Source organism: Thermoactinomyces vulgaris, assembly GCF_005886755.1.
Lineage (GTDB): Bacteria > Bacillota > Bacilli > Thermoactinomycetales > Thermoactinomycetaceae > Thermoactinomyces > Thermoactinomyces vulgaris.
In genome coordinates this window covers 2,112,233-2,126,068 of the sequence record NZ_CP039710.1, presented here as the reverse complement: position 1 = coordinate 2,126,068, position 13,836 = coordinate 2,112,233, and the positions used below count along the sequence as shown (strand labels likewise).

Below are 13,836 nucleotides of genomic sequence, written 5' to 3'. Positions count from 1 at the left end.
AGGAGTCCGATTCGGACTCCTTGTTTGCTTGGGGATGGGGTTTTTTCTGTCAATCCTTTTTCTGCCGGAGAACCGGCGGTTGATGACCGAGGATGTATTTCCAGACATCTTGGAAGACACGAGCCCGGTGAAGAGCCATTAAAATCACCACCGTAACCGGTCCCAGGATCAGCCCGATCATGCCAAACAGCTTTAAGCCGACAAACAACGAGATCAGGGTGAGCAGCGGATCAATGCCGATGCTGCTTGCCACCAATTTGGGTTCAAGGAATTGACGGACGGTGATAATGATTCCGTAAGTGATGGAAAGACCGATCGCCCATTGAAGGTTTCCGGTCAAAAACAAATAAATGATCCAGGGAACCAAAACGGCGCCGACACCCAGATAAGGCAGTAAGTCCACCAGCCCGATGATAAATGCGATGGTAAAGGCATACGGAACTTTTAATATCGTGAGCCCGATCAACATGATCACGGCAGTGATGGTGACCAGTGCAAGTTGTGCACGGACAAATCCGAGTAACGCTTTTTTTAAATCCGTTAAAATGGTACGGATTGTTTTTTGTATGTCAACGGGGATCACCCATAATATTTTTTTTCGTAAGCGCGGCCAGTCCCAACCGATAAACAGTGCGGCGAGCGTGATAAAGACAAGGACCGTGATTAAATAAGGCAGATTGCTGATAAACTGTCCGATGGCCACAAGGATTCCGGTGATGAATTCGCTTCCTTTATCGGCAATCACCCCGATATTTTCCTGGATGCTTTGGGAGATGCGTTGTTCATGTTCGGGATTTTTTTCCAGGTACGTTTGCACTGTATCAATGATCCGGCGAACATCAGTGTTTTCTTTCGTGAATGTCTGAACAAAAGTTTGGCCGACCTTATCGAAAATCACCGGCAGGAAGTCCGCCAGTTTCGTTAATTCAACCACGATTTCGGCTACCAAAAAAATAATCAGCGTCAACAACAAGCTCAGAAGCAATAACAGGATCAATGTCACTCCTGCCCAACGGGGGATTTTGGCCTTTTTGTTCAGCCAGCGGACCATCGGCTCGATAAGCATGGCGATCAACCAGCCGATCACAAAGGGATACACCAGCGGCATGGTGAATGAAACCAATAAATATGTACCCAGCAGTGCGCCGATCACCAGAAGGGACCGGAGAATGATTCCCATCCACTTAGGATAAACCATCTGACGCGGACCTCCCAGTTACAACGTTCTTTGCGGTTTTATTATACCATGGAAAAAGACAATCCATGGAGAAAATCAAAGCAAAATATTCGTTGAATTTGTTCAATTATAAACAATGGTGAATAACTGATGTGATAATTTGTTCAATTTATGATAAAATGAAAATCGATATAAAAAGCCGGGCACTACCAAAATTACAAAATGTATAAATTTAAATAATAATATTTATTATGATTTAGCTAAATATTATTATTTGATAAACAAGGATAATAGAAAAGTCCAAAATTTGTGTAAATACGAACAAATGATGTTTTATTGAAAAAGATGTTTTATAATTAGTAAAGAGAATGATGGTTCATTCATTAAAAAATTTTAACCGTTTTCAATAAAGGTAGTGTCCCACATGGCATAGATCTTTGAGTAAAGGAGCGATCATATGACGGTTGCAAAAGGTCTTGAAGGTATCGTGGCGTGTTCTTCCGAGATCAGTTCGATTATTGATGGGGTTTTAACATACCGTGGATATAACATTGATGACCTGGCCGATAATGCAACGTTTGAAGAAGTGGCTTTCTTATTGTGGAAAGGCCATCTTCCGACCCGGTCGGAATTGGACGAGTTAAAGAAAAATTTTGAGGATTATGCGGAAATCCCGGATGTCATTTATGAACAATTGAAAGCGTATCCGAAAGATGTACACCCCATGGGAGTGTTGCGCACGGCTGTTTCCACATTGGCCCTGTATGATGAGGAAGCCGATGACAACAGTCTGGAAGCAAATCAAAGAAAAGCGATCAAATTAACGGCAAAAATCCCGACCATCATTACAGCCTTTGCCAGAATCCGCCAAGGATTGGAGCCGGTTGCTCCCAAAAAAGGATTGAGCTTTGCGGCAAACTTCCTGTACATGTTAACGGGCGAAGAGCCTTCCGACGTATCTGTGAAAGCGTTTGATAAAGCGCTTGTGCTCCATGCCGACCATGAGCTGAATGCTTCCACGTTTGCCGCCCGGGTGACCACGGGAACGCTTTCCGATATCTATTCGGCGGTGACGACAGCGGTCGGGACCTTGAAAGGGCCGTTGCATGGCGGAGCCAATGAACGGGTCATGGCCATGTTGGAAGAAATCGGGAGCCCAGATCGCATCGAAACGGTGATCCAAGACAAATTGGACCGGAAAGAAAAAATCATGGGCTTTGGTCATCGTGTCTACAAAAACGGGGATCCGCGCGCCAAACATTTGCGGGAAATGTCCCGTCAATTGTCAGCTCAACACGGGGATACCAAATGGTACGACATGTCCACCTCCATCGAGAAACTGGTGACCGAGAAGAAAGGGCTCAAGCCCAATGTCGATTTCTATTCCGCTTCGGTTTACACTTATTTGGGCATTCCGCGGGATCTTTTCACGCCAATTTTTGCCATGAGCCGTGTAACCGGATGGACCGCTCATATCTTGGAGCAATATCGGGACAACCGTCTCATTCGTCCCCGTGCGGAGTATGTGGGGCCGACCAACCAACGTTATGTTCCGGTTGAAAACAGGTAAAAGGCAATTCTCTTTCATTCAGGCATCATCCCCATCCCGTTGATGCGGTGGCGGGATGGGGCAGAACTCCCCCACCTCGCAAGATCCACTGAATTTTGTTAAAATAAAATGGTGAAGGTGGACGGGTGGCCGGCTTTTCATTGAATCGATGCCTGCCAGCACCTGTTCAGTGAGATGTTCGGGCAGGACGGGCCATTTTCTCCTGTCCCTTTTCGGATTATTGTAAAGGAGTGTGAAAGATGGCATTGTTTAAACAGTTAGAAGCGCCAACAAAAGGTGAACCCATTACAGTACAAAACGGAAAGCTTCAAGTCCCCGACAATCCGATTATTCCTTTCATCGAAGGCGACGGAACCGGTCCCGATATCTGGGCGGCGGCCAAACGGGTTTTGGATGCCGCTGTTGAAAAAGCATATCAAGGGAAAAAAGAAATTGCCTGGTATGAAGTGTATGCCGGCGAAAAAGCTTACAACCAATGGGGAGAATGGTTGCCGGAAGACACCTTGACAGCCATTCGTGAATATCTCGTTGCCATTAAAGGCCCGTTGACCACACCCGTGGGTGGCGGCATCCGTTCATTGAATGTCGCGTTGCGGCAAGAATTGGATTTGTATGTATGCTTGCGTCCGGTTCGTTATTTTGAAGGTGTTCCTTCTCCCGTGAAAAAACCGCAGGATGTGGATATGGTCATCTTCCGGGAAAATTCCGAGGATATTTATGCCGGAATCGAGTGGGAAGCCGGAAGCGAAGAAGTGAAGAAAGTCATCCAATTTTTACAAGAAGAAATGGGCGTGAAAAAAATCCGCTTCCCGGAAACGGCCGGAATCGGGGTCAAACCGGTTTCTTCGGAAGGAACCGAGCGGTTGGTGAAAGCGGCCATCGATTATGCCATTGAACATGGACGGAAAAGTGTCACTTTGGTACATAAAGGAAACATTATGAAGTTTACCGAAGGGGCCTTTAAAAATTGGGGTTATGAAGTAGCTGAGCGCGATTACAAAGATCAGGTGTTCACCTGGGCCGAATATGACCGCATCAAAGAAGAAAAAGGAACGGAAGCTGCCAACGAAGCGCAAGCCAAAGCCGAAGCAGAAGGAAAAATCATCGTAAAAGATGTGATTGCAGATGCCTTCTTGCAACAAATCCTGACACGTCCTGCCGAATATGATGTCATCGCCACCTTAAACCTGAACGGGGATTACATTTCCGACGCATTGGCGGCACAAGTTGGCGGAATCGGAATTGCGCCGGGAGCCAACATCAACTACAAAACCGGTCACGCCATTTTCGAAGCGACACACGGCACGGCTCCCAAATATGCCGGAATGGATAAAGTAAACCCGGGTTCGGTGATCTTGTCCGGCGTCTTGATGCTGGAACATCTGGGATGGCAAGAAGCGGCGGACCTCATTTACCAATCCATGAGCAAAACCATCAGCAACAAAACCGTTACGTATGACTTTGCCCGCTTAATGGATGGAGCAACAGAAGTCAAATGTTCTGAGTTTGCAGACCACCTGATTCAAAACTTGTAATATTTGAGGAGGATGCCAAATGGCCATTCGACGCAGAAAAATTTCTGTCATCGGTGCGGGATTTACCGGCAGTACAACAGCATTAATGCTTGCACAAAAAGAATTGGGTGACGTTGTACTTGTGGATATCCCAAAAGCGGAAAACCCCACGAAAGGAAAAGCGTTGGACATGTTGGAAGCCAGTCCTGTCCAAGGATTTGACGCCAACATCATCGGAACCAGCAACTATGAAGATACCAAAGATTCCGACTTGGTGATCATCACGGCCGGAGTGGCGCGCAAACCGGGAATGAGCCGGGATGACCTGGTCAACATTAACGCCGGAGTCGTCCGTTCCGTGACGGAACAAGTGGTTAAATATTCCCCGGATTGCATCATCATTGTGTTGACGAACCCGGTTGATGCCATGACCTATGAGGTTTACCGTACCTCCGGTTTCCCGAAACACCGTGTGATCGGCCAATCCGGCGTGTTGGATACGGCACGTTTCCGCACTTTTGTTGCCCAGGAATTGAACGTGTCTGTGGAAGACGTCAGCGGATTTGTTTTGGGAGGCCACGGGGATGACATGGTGCCTTTGGTGCGTTACTCCTATGCAGGCGGCATCCCGTTGGAGAAACTGATTCCCCAAGACCGTCTGGATGCCATTGTGGAACGGACACGCAAAGGCGGCGGAGAGATCGTCAACTTGCTGGGGAACGGAAGCGCATATTATGCGCCGGCCGCTTCGCTGGTTCAAATGGCCGAAGCGATTTTGAAAGACAAAAAACGCATTTTGCCGGCGGTTGCTTATCTGGAGGGCGAATACGGATACAACGATTTGTATCTCGGGGTGCCGACCATTTTGGGCGGAAGTGGTTTGGAAAAAGTGATCGTCCTCGATTTGACGGAAGAGGAAAAGAAAGCCCTGGACAAATCGGCGGAATCTGTGAAAAGCGTGATGAAAGTTTTACAGCAATAACAAGCGCCTTTGCCCGGAGTCGGACGATGCTCCGGGCATTTTCTTTACCAAAAAACGGCGGTGGGATGCATGAAAAAACGATGCGGAAGGGAAAACTAGGCATAAACCGGATTGATCAAGCTGCCCGCCGGCATAAAAAGGCCTTTTAAGTCTTTTTGCTTTTCTATGAATTTTCATTCAAGTATGCTAAAATGAAAGCGGATACATAGGGAGGGGTTCGCTTGGACTTTGGAAAATTAGTGACCACAGGAAAAGGTTGGAACGAAATTCAAGTGGGCGACGGGATTCAAGTCAAGAAAAAGGTGATTTTGCGCGATATTTTTGCTTATTTGGGAGCGGCAGACGACTGCAATCCCATTTACCTGAAAGAAAGCTACGCTGCTCAGACAAGATACCGCCAGGTGATCGTTCCGTCCGGACTCATTGTCAGTTGGATTTCAGCATTGATTTCTTCAGAGTTGCCGGGACCCGGAAGCGTTGTGAAAGAGATGCGTTTGTCTTTTCCTGAAACCTTTCATCCGGAAAATGAAATTTCTTTTTCACTGACGGTGAAGGACAAGAATCCCGCGGACCGGAACATTACTTTACAAGTGTTGGTCACCGGCGATGCGCGTACCATTGCGGAAGGAGAAATTGATGTATTGCCGCCGCAACCCTTAAATCCCATGATGGACAATCTGTTGGATAATTTTTGACAAAGGACGAAAGCACCTTCTTAAGGGAAGGTGCTTTTTTTACTTTTTCTTAACTTTGTTATGTTATGATTTGCTTTGTAAATAAAAGATGAAAGAATTTGGAATAATTCATGGCGAGAATAAAAGGGGGGCGAACGGCGATGAGCAAAAAAATCTTGGTGGTGGATGATGAACCGTCCATTGTGAAGTTAGTGCAATTCAACCTGAAGAAAGAAGGGTATCAGGTTGAGGTGGCGTATGACGGGGAAATGGCGTTGGAGATGGCGGATCAATTCCATCCGGACTTGGTGGTGTTGGACTTGATGTTGCCCAAAATGGACGGGTTGGAAGTCTGTCGCAGGCTCAGACAGGAGAAAAGGCATATTCCCATTTTGATGCTGACAGCCAAAACGGATGAACTGGATAAAGTGCTGGGGCTTGAGCTCGGTGCTGACGATTATATGACCAAACCATTCAGCCCGCGGGAGCTTTTGGCGCGTGTCAAAGCCATTTTCCGCCGGATTGAGGTGTTGAGAAGGGAAGCGCAGGAACGCGGGAACCCGTCGGTGATGCGGATCGGGAATTTGCAAATCGACCCGGAAGGGTATGTGGTTTTAAGGGATCACCAGGAGGTCGATTTAACCCCGAAAGAATTTGAGTTGCTCTTATACTTGGCCTGCCACCGCGGAAAAGTGCTGTCAAGGGATCAATTGCTCAATGCGGTCTGGAATTATGATTATGTTGGCGATTCCCGGATTGTGGATGTTCATGTCAGCCATTTGCGCGATAAGATCGAGGCGGATTCGCGCAACCCCGTTTATATCAAAACCGTTCGCGGAATCGGATATAAATTTGAAGGGCCCAAAGAAAGATGAGATCACTGAGAGCGAAAATCACTTGGTCTTTTTTGATTTTGATCGGGTGCTCCGTGCTGGGAACCGGGGTTTTTGTGGCTTTGCTGCTCAGATCTTCCTATTTGGATTCATTAACCGACCGCTTGGAGAAAGAAAGCAAAGTGTTGGCTGAAACCGTGCAGTGGACGGATCAGCAAGCTTTGAAGAAGCAAAAAGAGTTGTATGAGCGGACGTTGGGCGTGCACGTCAATTTCTTTGACGTACATGGCAAGCCGTTTGGCAACGCAACATTGGATTCAAAAACGGGACTGCAACTTCCGGAAGTGAAAAATGCACTGGCAAGCGGGAAAGAAGGGGGTGTGCGAACCGCGATCCGGGATGATTATTTGCATGCTGCCGTTCCCGTTCAAAAAGGAAAAGAAGTGGTCGGAGCGATCCGGCTGTCTTTGGATATCAAAGAAGTGAATCAGTCGTTGCACCAAGTGTGGGTTTCCCTGGTGCTGGGACTTTTGATTGCTTATGCTTTGGCCGCATTTTTCAGTTCCCGCATTGCCGGCGGAGTCACTCGTCCGTTGGAAGAAATCACCCAGGTGGCAGTTGACATTGCCCGCAAGAATTTTCATCGCCGGATCCGGCATGAAAGCGGGGATGAGATGGCGCATTTGGGGCAGGCGATCAACCGGATGTCCCACAGTTTGCAAAAACAGATGGAAATGATCCGGAAAAACGAACGCCGGTTAAACAGCATCATCGAATCGATGGAAAGCGGCCTGATCATGATTGATGCCACCGGAAAAGTGAGTTTGGCCAACCGGGCGTTTGAGCGGATGTTCGGGATACCCGAAAGTGATTTGATCGGCCGTTCTTTTAAGCAATTAACTTATCCTTACGACATTCGCTCCCTGATTACCGAGTGTGCCGAAAAAAACATGCGAATCCGTAAAGAAATCCATTTGTACTATCCGGAAGAAAAAATGCTGGAAGCCAATCTGGCGCCGATGTGGGTGGAAAAAAACGGAGTCGGCGTGGTGGTGGTCTTTCATGATTTGACTGCCATCCGGCGTCTGGAACAATTGCGCAAAGATTTTGTGGCCAATGTGTCCCATGAATTGAAAACGCCGATCACTTCCATCCGGGGATTTGCCGAAACGTTGTTGGATGGAGCGATGTCCGATCAAGAAACATGCCGGGAATTTCTTGACATTATTCATGGAGAGAGTTTGCGGTTGGAACGGCTGATTGGCGATTTGCTGGAATTGACGCAAATCGAATCCAAAAAGATGCCTTTGAAATTGGAACGGGTTCCGGTTGAAACCCTGCTTGAAAATGTGAGCAAGACGGTCAAAGACCGGATCTTCAGCAAAGGGCTTTCCTTTTCCATGGAGATTCCGGAACCTTTTGAGGTGGAAATCGATCAAGACCGGTTCCGGCAAATTTTGTTGAATCTGCTTTCCAATGCCATGAACTACACCCCTCCAGGCGGGTGCATCACGGTCCGGGCCACCGGCGATGACAAAGAATGGACGCTTGTAGTTCGAGATACGGGAATCGGCATACCGGCCGAGGATTTGCCGCGCATTTTTGAACGCTTTTACCGGGTGGACAAAGCCAGATCCCGCGATTCAGGGGGCACCGGTCTGGGATTGGCCATTGTGAAACATTTGATGGAAGTGCACCAAGGCAAGATTGATGTGGAAAGCCGGGTGGGGCAAGGCACGTCATTCCGGTTGACTTTTCCCCTGCACCTGAAGGATGACTAAATCGTGTGAATCTGAACAGCTGTGAGAGATTAACAGAATCTTTACAGCTGTTTTATTTGTATATAAAAGAAAAAGATTAAAGTTCAAAGTGTTGAACGGAATCATTCCTGACAGTAGGGGGACTTTTACCATGCTGAAAAAAGGTTTTTTGCTTGCCGGGGTTTTGTTTTTCGCCCTCGGAACTTTGACAGGTTGTGGAGGCAACGGCCAAGGCGAGGGCAACGGGAAATTGTCCGGCACGTTGACCGTGGTGGGTTCCACCGCCATGCAACCGCTCGTCGATGAAGCGGGCAATGCTTTTACCGCCACAAATCCCGGCGTGCAAGTCAATGTTCAGGGAGGTGGAAGCGGAGCGGGATTAAGTGCGGTCATGAATGATACGGCCGATATCGGAAATTCCGATGTTTACGCTGAAGAAAAAGAAAAAATCGATCCCAATCAAGTCGTTGACCATAAAGTGTTTGTTGTCGGAATTGCGCCGGTTGTCCATCCGGATACCGGGGTCGGGGATGTGACCCGGCAACAGCTGATTGATATTTTCACAGGCAAAATCAAAAACTGGAAAGAGCTTGGCGGAAAAGATCAGCCGATAGTCTTGGTGAACCGCCCGGCCAGCTCCGGGACACGGGCGGCCTTCACCAAATACGGATTAAACGAAAATCAGGAATTCCGCGGTGAAGGCGGCATTGAGGAAGAATCATCCGGAACGGTTCTCAAAATCGTCTCAGAAACGCCCGGAGCCATCGGATATCTTGCCTTCTCTTACGTGGATGATTCGGTGCAGGCATTGAAAGTGGATGGTGACGAGCCAACCAATGAAAATGTGTACACCAATCAATGGAAAATCTGGGCGTATGAACACATGTACACCCATAAAAACGGCAAAAACAAAGAGTTGGAAGAAGCTTTCATCCAATATATCCAGTCCGATGAAGTGCAAAACGGATTGGTGAAAAAACTGGGGTATATCCCCATCAGCGAAATGAAGGTGGAGCGGGACGTTGAAGGCAAGGTGACCCCGATCCAATCATAATTTCCGGCATCCTGAAGGGACAGGGGTTTGCAAATTCTGTCCCTTTCATTGGACAGGACAGGAAGGAGATGGAAGATGGAACAAGTTGCTTCCGCAAACCGTTCGCTGAAAGAAGAACTGATTCAGCCCGAACGGAAAATGTTGAGAATTGAAAAACAAGGAAAAATCATCACGTTTCTTTGTGCGTGGATTTTAATCGTGACCTTATTTTCGCTCATCTGGTTTATTGCTTCCAAAGGAATTGCCCCGTTTTTCCGAAACGAAATCACCTTGTCTGAATTTTTTTCATTGCAGTGGGGTCCCGCCATTTCACCGGAGCAAGGCGGCCCTTTTTACGGAGTGCTTGCTTTTGTGTACGGTTCGCTGGCGGTTGCCGCGGGTGCGGTGATCATCAGTGCCCCGCTCGGGATCGGTGCAGCCATCTTTATGACGGAAATTGCGCCGGGTTGGGGGAGGAAAATTTTGCAGCCGGTCACTGAAATGTTGGTGGGAATTCCGTCTGTCGTTTACGGATTCATCGGCCTGACAGTCATTGTTCCATGGATACGCAGCGTGGCCGGCGGTTTCGGATTCGGCTTGTTATCCGGAATGCTGGTTTTGGCCGTGATGATTTTGCCCACCATCATCAGTGTCGGGGCAGATGCCATTCAAGCCGTCCCCAAAACGGTTCGGGAAGGCTCTTATGCACTGGGGGCAACCCGCTGGCAAACCATTTCCCGGCTGGTGGTTCGTTCGGCGATGCCCGGATTGATGACCGGAGTGGTTTTGGGAATGGCCCGGGCGTTCGGGGAAGCCTTGGCGGTCCAAATGGTGATCGGAAATGCCCCCAATTTGCCGGTCAGCTTCACCACCCCTATCAGCACCCTGACCAGTGTGATCACTTTAAACATGGGAAATACCGTCCAAGGAACAACCGAACAGGATGTGCTGTGGTCGATGGCACTGATTTTGCTACTCATGACCCTGATTTTTATTTTTTTGATCCGTTTTATTTCCCGAAGGAGAGAAGATTGACATGAACGCAAAAGTTATCGACCGGATTGCAACCGCGATCTTTTATGCGATCGCCGTTTTGATCGTCGGAATATTGCTCGGACTGATCGGTTTTATTTTGATGCGCGGTTTGAAAGTGGTGGATTGGGCGTTTATCACCGAAGCGCCGGGTTCGGTTTTGACCGGTGGCGGAGGTGTCGGGCCGCAGTTGTTCAATTCCTTTTATCTTCTGGTGTTGACGATGTTGATCACCATCCCGTTGGGGCTGGGTGGCGGCATTTACATGGCGGAGTATGCCAAACCCGGCAAGCTGACCGGCTTCATCCGCTTGAGTATCGAAGTGTTGTCTTCCCTTCCTTCGATTGTGGTCGGTCTGTTCGGCCTGTTGGTGTTTGTCCAATACACCGGATGGGGATATTCGCTTCTGGCGGGGGCACTGGCTTTGTCCGTCTTTAACCTGCCTTTGATGGTGCGGATTGTGGAACAGTCTTTGTCCTCGGTTCCCCGGGAGCAGAAGGAAGCCAGTCTGGCTCTCGGAGTGACGCATTGGCAAACGATTTGCAGAGTGTTGCTTCCGGCTGCATTGCCGGGGATTATCACCGGGACCATTTTGGCCTCGGGCCGTGTGTTTGGGGAAGCCGCCGCCTTGTTGTTTACAGCGGGAATGACTTCGCCTCCGCTGGACTTTACCCATTGGGATGTTACCTCACCGGCTTCACCGTTCAATCCGTTCCGCCCGGCATCGACATTGGCGGTTCACATTTGGAAAGTCAATGCCGAAGGGATCATTCCCGATGCCAAGGAAGTGGCTGCCGGGGCTTCTGCTTTGCTGGTGATCGCTGTTTTGATTTTCAATCTGCTTGCCCGTTGGTTGGGGCGGTGGATTCATGCACGCCTTACATCCAATCGATAAGGGGGAATGCGGGATGTTACAAACGGTCGGGTTGCCTGTGAAGGGAAAGGTAAAACAGGGCCGGCAACTGGAAACGAAAAATCGGGTGGTCCAGTTGGAAACCGTCGGTTTAAACGTTTATTACGGCGAAAATCATGCGGTGAAAGATGTGAATCTCCCTTTCCATCAACATCATGTCACGGCTTTGATCGGCCCCTCCGGGTGTGGGAAGTCCACTTTTTTGCGATGCTTAAACCGGATGAATGACACGATTTCGGGCGCCCGTGTGGAAGGAAAAATTTTGGTGGAGGGCATTGACATCAACGACCCCGGGATTCATGCCAATGCCTTGCGGCGCCGGATCGGAATGGTGTTTCAACGCCCCAACCCGTTTCACAAATCGATTTATGAAAACATTGCTTTTGCTCCCCGGATTTACGGAGCCAAGAAAAAAGAGCTGAACGGACTTGTTGAGGATAGCTTGAAGAAAGTCGGGTTGTGGGAGGAAGTCAAGGATCGTTTGCATCAGTCTGCCTTGACGCTTTCCGGCGGACAGCAACAACGGTTGTGCATTGCCAGAGCCATTGCCGTGAAACCGAAAATCCTCTTGCTGGATGAGCCCACCTCCGCGCTGGACCCGGTATCCACTGCCAAAATTGAGGAGTTGGTCCGGGAATTAAAAGAAGAGTTCACCATTGTCATGGTGACCCACAACATGCAGCAGGCTGCCCGGGTTTCCGATTATACGGCTTATTTTTACATGGGGCGTTTGATTGAATGGAATGAGACCCGGGAGCTGTTTACCCGGCCCGGGAAGAAAGAGACCGGGGATTATTTGACCGGACGATTTGGTTGAAGGAAGGGGAGTCAAATGGCGGACAAAATCTCCATTAAACAATTCAATCTCTTTTATGGGGAGAAGCAAGCGTTGAAAAACATTCAATTCAATATCAGGAAAAACAAAGTCACAGCATTGATCGGTCCCTCCGGGTGCGGGAAGTCCACCTTGCTCCGGAGCATCAACCGGATGAACGACATGATTCCGGGGGTGAAGACTTCCGGCCGGATTTTGATTGACGGGAAAAACATTTATGAACCGGAAGTGGACTTGGTGCAACTCCGGAAAAAAGTGGGGATGGTTTTTCAACAACCCAACCCTTTCCCCGTTTCCATTTACGATAATGTGGCGTACGGGCCCCGTGTTCACGGGGTGAAAGAAAAAAAGAAGCTGGATGAGATTGTGGAACGGACATTGACGCAAGCCCATTTATGGGAGGAAGTGAAGAACCGGCTTCACCAGTCGGCCATGGGGTTGTCGGGAGGACAGCAACAGCGTTTGGTGATTGCCCGCGTGTTGGCGGTGGAGCCGGAAATCATTCTGATGGATGAACCGGCTTCCGCCCTGGATCCGGTTTCCACCGAACGCTTGGAAGAATTGGTTGTCCAGTTAAAGGAAAATTACACCGTTGTGATGGTCACTCACAATATGCAACAAGCCGCCCGGGTGTCGGATCAAACCGTGTTTTTCTTAAATGGAGAAGTGTTGGAAGAAAATGACACCTGGCAACTGTTTACCCGACCCCGGGACCGCCGGACGGAAGAATATATTCAAGGCCGGTTTGGTTGAGGAAAGGAGAGGGTCCTTCTTGGCCCGTCCGTTGGATCATTCATTAAAAGAATTCCACTTCAGTAAAGCTTGTGCCCAACCTAACTTTAATTTCTTCTGGGATTATATGGATCTTGAAAAACTCGAACACCTGAAAATTTAATATACACAAAAACTGAAGCATATTGCTTGACCTGCAAAAGAGCAGGTTTATTTTTTTGTTAAAAATTAGTTAGAAATTCAATTGTCTGTTACCGAATCATTGTCAAAGGTTGGAGATTGGTTCGGGGACAAAATTTCAGGGGCATGGGAATGGACCAAAGAGAAAGCGGCTGCCTTTTGGGATTGGCTCACCAAGATTTGCTCCAAAATGGCAGAAGTCGTGATTGATACGATGTCAACGGCTTGGGAATGGGGGAAAAAATATAAAGAATATATAGCTTTTGCCGGTGTTTTGATTTTGGGGATCGTCTTGTGCATCTTTGCCACACCGTTAGGGAGAGCCGTACTTAGTGGTATGGCTTTGTCATTTGTGATCAGTATGGCCCTGAATGGTTGGGAAATTAACAAAATGACCTTCTTGGAAGTAGCCATTGGCGGCATCTTGGGATTGGTCGGCGGAGGCATCACGGCAGGAGCTTCCCGGGGATTGGCGAGCGGTATCGGACAAAAACTGATCATGGGTGCCAAGAATTCCAAAGTCTTGGGGGCCTGTTCTTCGCGGAGGACAAAAACTGGTTTCCAAATTGCCGGCACCTCTTCAGAAAATGTTTGGTAAAGG

General features: G+C 48.5%; 12 protein-coding genes and 1 pseudogene. 12 read left to right on the top strand and 1 reads right to left on the bottom strand.

Features of this window, described 5'->3' with window-relative positions; genetic code table 11:
• Positions 1 to 49: 49 nt before the first annotated feature.
• Entirely contained in the window at positions 50 to 1,198 is a 1,149-nt protein-coding gene (gene ytvI / locus FA954_RS10835) for a sporulation integral membrane protein YtvI (protein ID WP_037997610.1), read from the bottom strand.
• A gap of 436 nt (positions 1,199 to 1,634) precedes the next feature.
• On the opposite strand from ytvI, the gene citZ reads away from it, so the two are divergent.
• The 12 genes and pseudogenes from citZ (at position 1,635) to FA954_RS10775 (ending at position 13,833) form a co-directional block, all read left to right on the top strand.
• Positions 1,635 to 2,747, top strand: a complete 1,113-nt coding sequence (gene citZ, locus FA954_RS10830; RefSeq protein WP_037997609.1) for a citrate synthase — start codon at positions 1,635 to 1,637, stop codon at positions 2,745 to 2,747.
• A gap of 239 nt (positions 2,748 to 2,986) precedes the next feature.
• The gene (gene icd / locus FA954_RS10825) at positions 2,987 to 4,282 is read left to right on the top strand and encodes an NADP-dependent isocitrate dehydrogenase (RefSeq protein ID WP_037993454.1); all 1,296 of its coding nucleotides are present in this window, start codon (positions 2,987 to 2,989) and stop codon (positions 4,280 to 4,282) included.
• Positions 4,283 to 4,301: 19 nt separating this feature from the next.
• Positions 4,302 to 5,243, top strand: coding sequence for a malate dehydrogenase (gene mdh, locus FA954_RS10820; RefSeq protein ID WP_037993452.1), 942 nt, complete (start codon positions 4,302 to 4,304; stop codon positions 5,241 to 5,243).
• 221 nt (positions 5,244 to 5,464) lie between these two features.
• Positions 5,465 to 5,938, top strand: a complete 474-nt coding sequence (locus FA954_RS10815) for an FAS1-like dehydratase domain-containing protein (RefSeq protein WP_037993451.1) — start codon at positions 5,465 to 5,467, stop codon at positions 5,936 to 5,938.
• Positions 5,939 to 6,078: 140 nt separating this feature from the next.
• A complete protein-coding gene (locus FA954_RS10810) occupies positions 6,079 to 6,792 on the top strand; it encodes a response regulator transcription factor (protein WP_037993448.1) in 714 nt (237 codons plus the stop codon).
• On the top strand, positions 6,789 to 8,531 hold the full coding sequence (gene pnpS, locus FA954_RS10805) for a two-component system histidine kinase PnpS (protein ID WP_138615094.1): 1,743 nt from the start codon (positions 6,789 to 6,791) through the stop codon (positions 8,529 to 8,531). The genes FA954_RS10810 and pnpS overlap by 4 nt, the downstream gene beginning before the upstream one ends.
• Before the next feature lie 130 nt (positions 8,532 to 8,661).
• Positions 8,662 to 9,564 (top strand): phosphate ABC transporter substrate-binding protein, encoded by a 903-nt coding sequence (locus FA954_RS10800; protein ID WP_121873946.1) that lies wholly within the window; start codon positions 8,662 to 8,664, stop codon positions 9,562 to 9,564.
• 75 nt (positions 9,565 to 9,639) lie between these two features.
• Positions 9,640 to 10,578: a phosphate ABC transporter permease subunit PstC gene (pstC, locus tag FA954_RS10795; RefSeq protein WP_052186618.1), complete on the top strand. Its 939-nt coding sequence runs from the start codon at positions 9,640 to 9,642 to the stop codon at positions 10,576 to 10,578.
• Position 10,579: 1 nt separating this feature from the next.
• Positions 10,580 to 11,470, top strand: a complete 891-nt coding sequence (pstA, locus tag FA954_RS10790) for a phosphate ABC transporter permease PstA (RefSeq protein WP_049719775.1) — start codon at positions 10,580 to 10,582, stop codon at positions 11,468 to 11,470.
• Positions 11,471 to 11,483: 13 nt separating this feature from the next.
• The gene (gene pstB / locus FA954_RS10785) at positions 11,484 to 12,305 is read left to right on the top strand and encodes a phosphate ABC transporter ATP-binding protein PstB (RefSeq protein WP_082240562.1); all 822 of its coding nucleotides are present in this window, start codon (positions 11,484 to 11,486) and stop codon (positions 12,303 to 12,305) included.
• Positions 12,306 to 12,341: 36 nt separating this feature from the next.
• Positions 12,342 to 13,076: pseudogene (gene pstB, locus FA954_RS10780) on the top strand (phosphate ABC transporter ATP-binding protein PstB); the annotation flags it as partial.
• A gap of 223 nt (positions 13,077 to 13,299) precedes the next feature.
• On the top strand, positions 13,300 to 13,833 hold the full coding sequence (locus FA954_RS10775) for a hypothetical protein (RefSeq protein ID WP_037993442.1): 534 nt from the start codon (positions 13,300 to 13,302) through the stop codon (positions 13,831 to 13,833).
• The last annotated feature ends 3 nt before the right edge of the window (positions 13,834 to 13,836 follow it).

Coding starts and splice junctions, on each gene's coding strand:
- ytvI (WP_037997610.1), bottom strand. CDS start 1,198: ATGGTTTATCCTAAGTGGATGGGAATCATTCTCCGGTCCCTTCTGGTG.
- citZ (WP_037997609.1), top strand. CDS start 1,635: ATGACGGTTGCAAAAGGTCTTGAAGGTATCGTGGCGTGTTCTTCCGAG.
- icd (WP_037993454.1), top strand. CDS start 2,987: ATGGCATTGTTTAAACAGTTAGAAGCGCCAACAAAAGGTGAACCCATT.
- mdh (WP_037993452.1), top strand. CDS start 4,302: ATGGCCATTCGACGCAGAAAAATTTCTGTCATCGGTGCGGGATTTACC.
- FA954_RS10810 (WP_037993448.1), top strand. CDS start 6,079: ATGAGCAAAAAAATCTTGGTGGTGGATGATGAACCGTCCATTGTGAAG.
- pnpS (WP_138615094.1), top strand. CDS start 6,789: ATGAGATCACTGAGAGCGAAAATCACTTGGTCTTTTTTGATTTTGATC.
- FA954_RS10800 (WP_121873946.1), top strand. CDS start 8,662: ATGCTGAAAAAAGGTTTTTTGCTTGCCGGGGTTTTGTTTTTCGCCCTC.
- pstC (WP_052186618.1), top strand. CDS start 9,640: ATGGAACAAGTTGCTTCCGCAAACCGTTCGCTGAAAGAAGAACTGATT.
- pstA (WP_049719775.1), top strand. CDS start 10,580: ATGAACGCAAAAGTTATCGACCGGATTGCAACCGCGATCTTTTATGCG.
- pstB (WP_082240562.1), top strand. CDS start 11,484: ATGTTACAAACGGTCGGGTTGCCTGTGAAGGGAAAGGTAAAACAGGGC.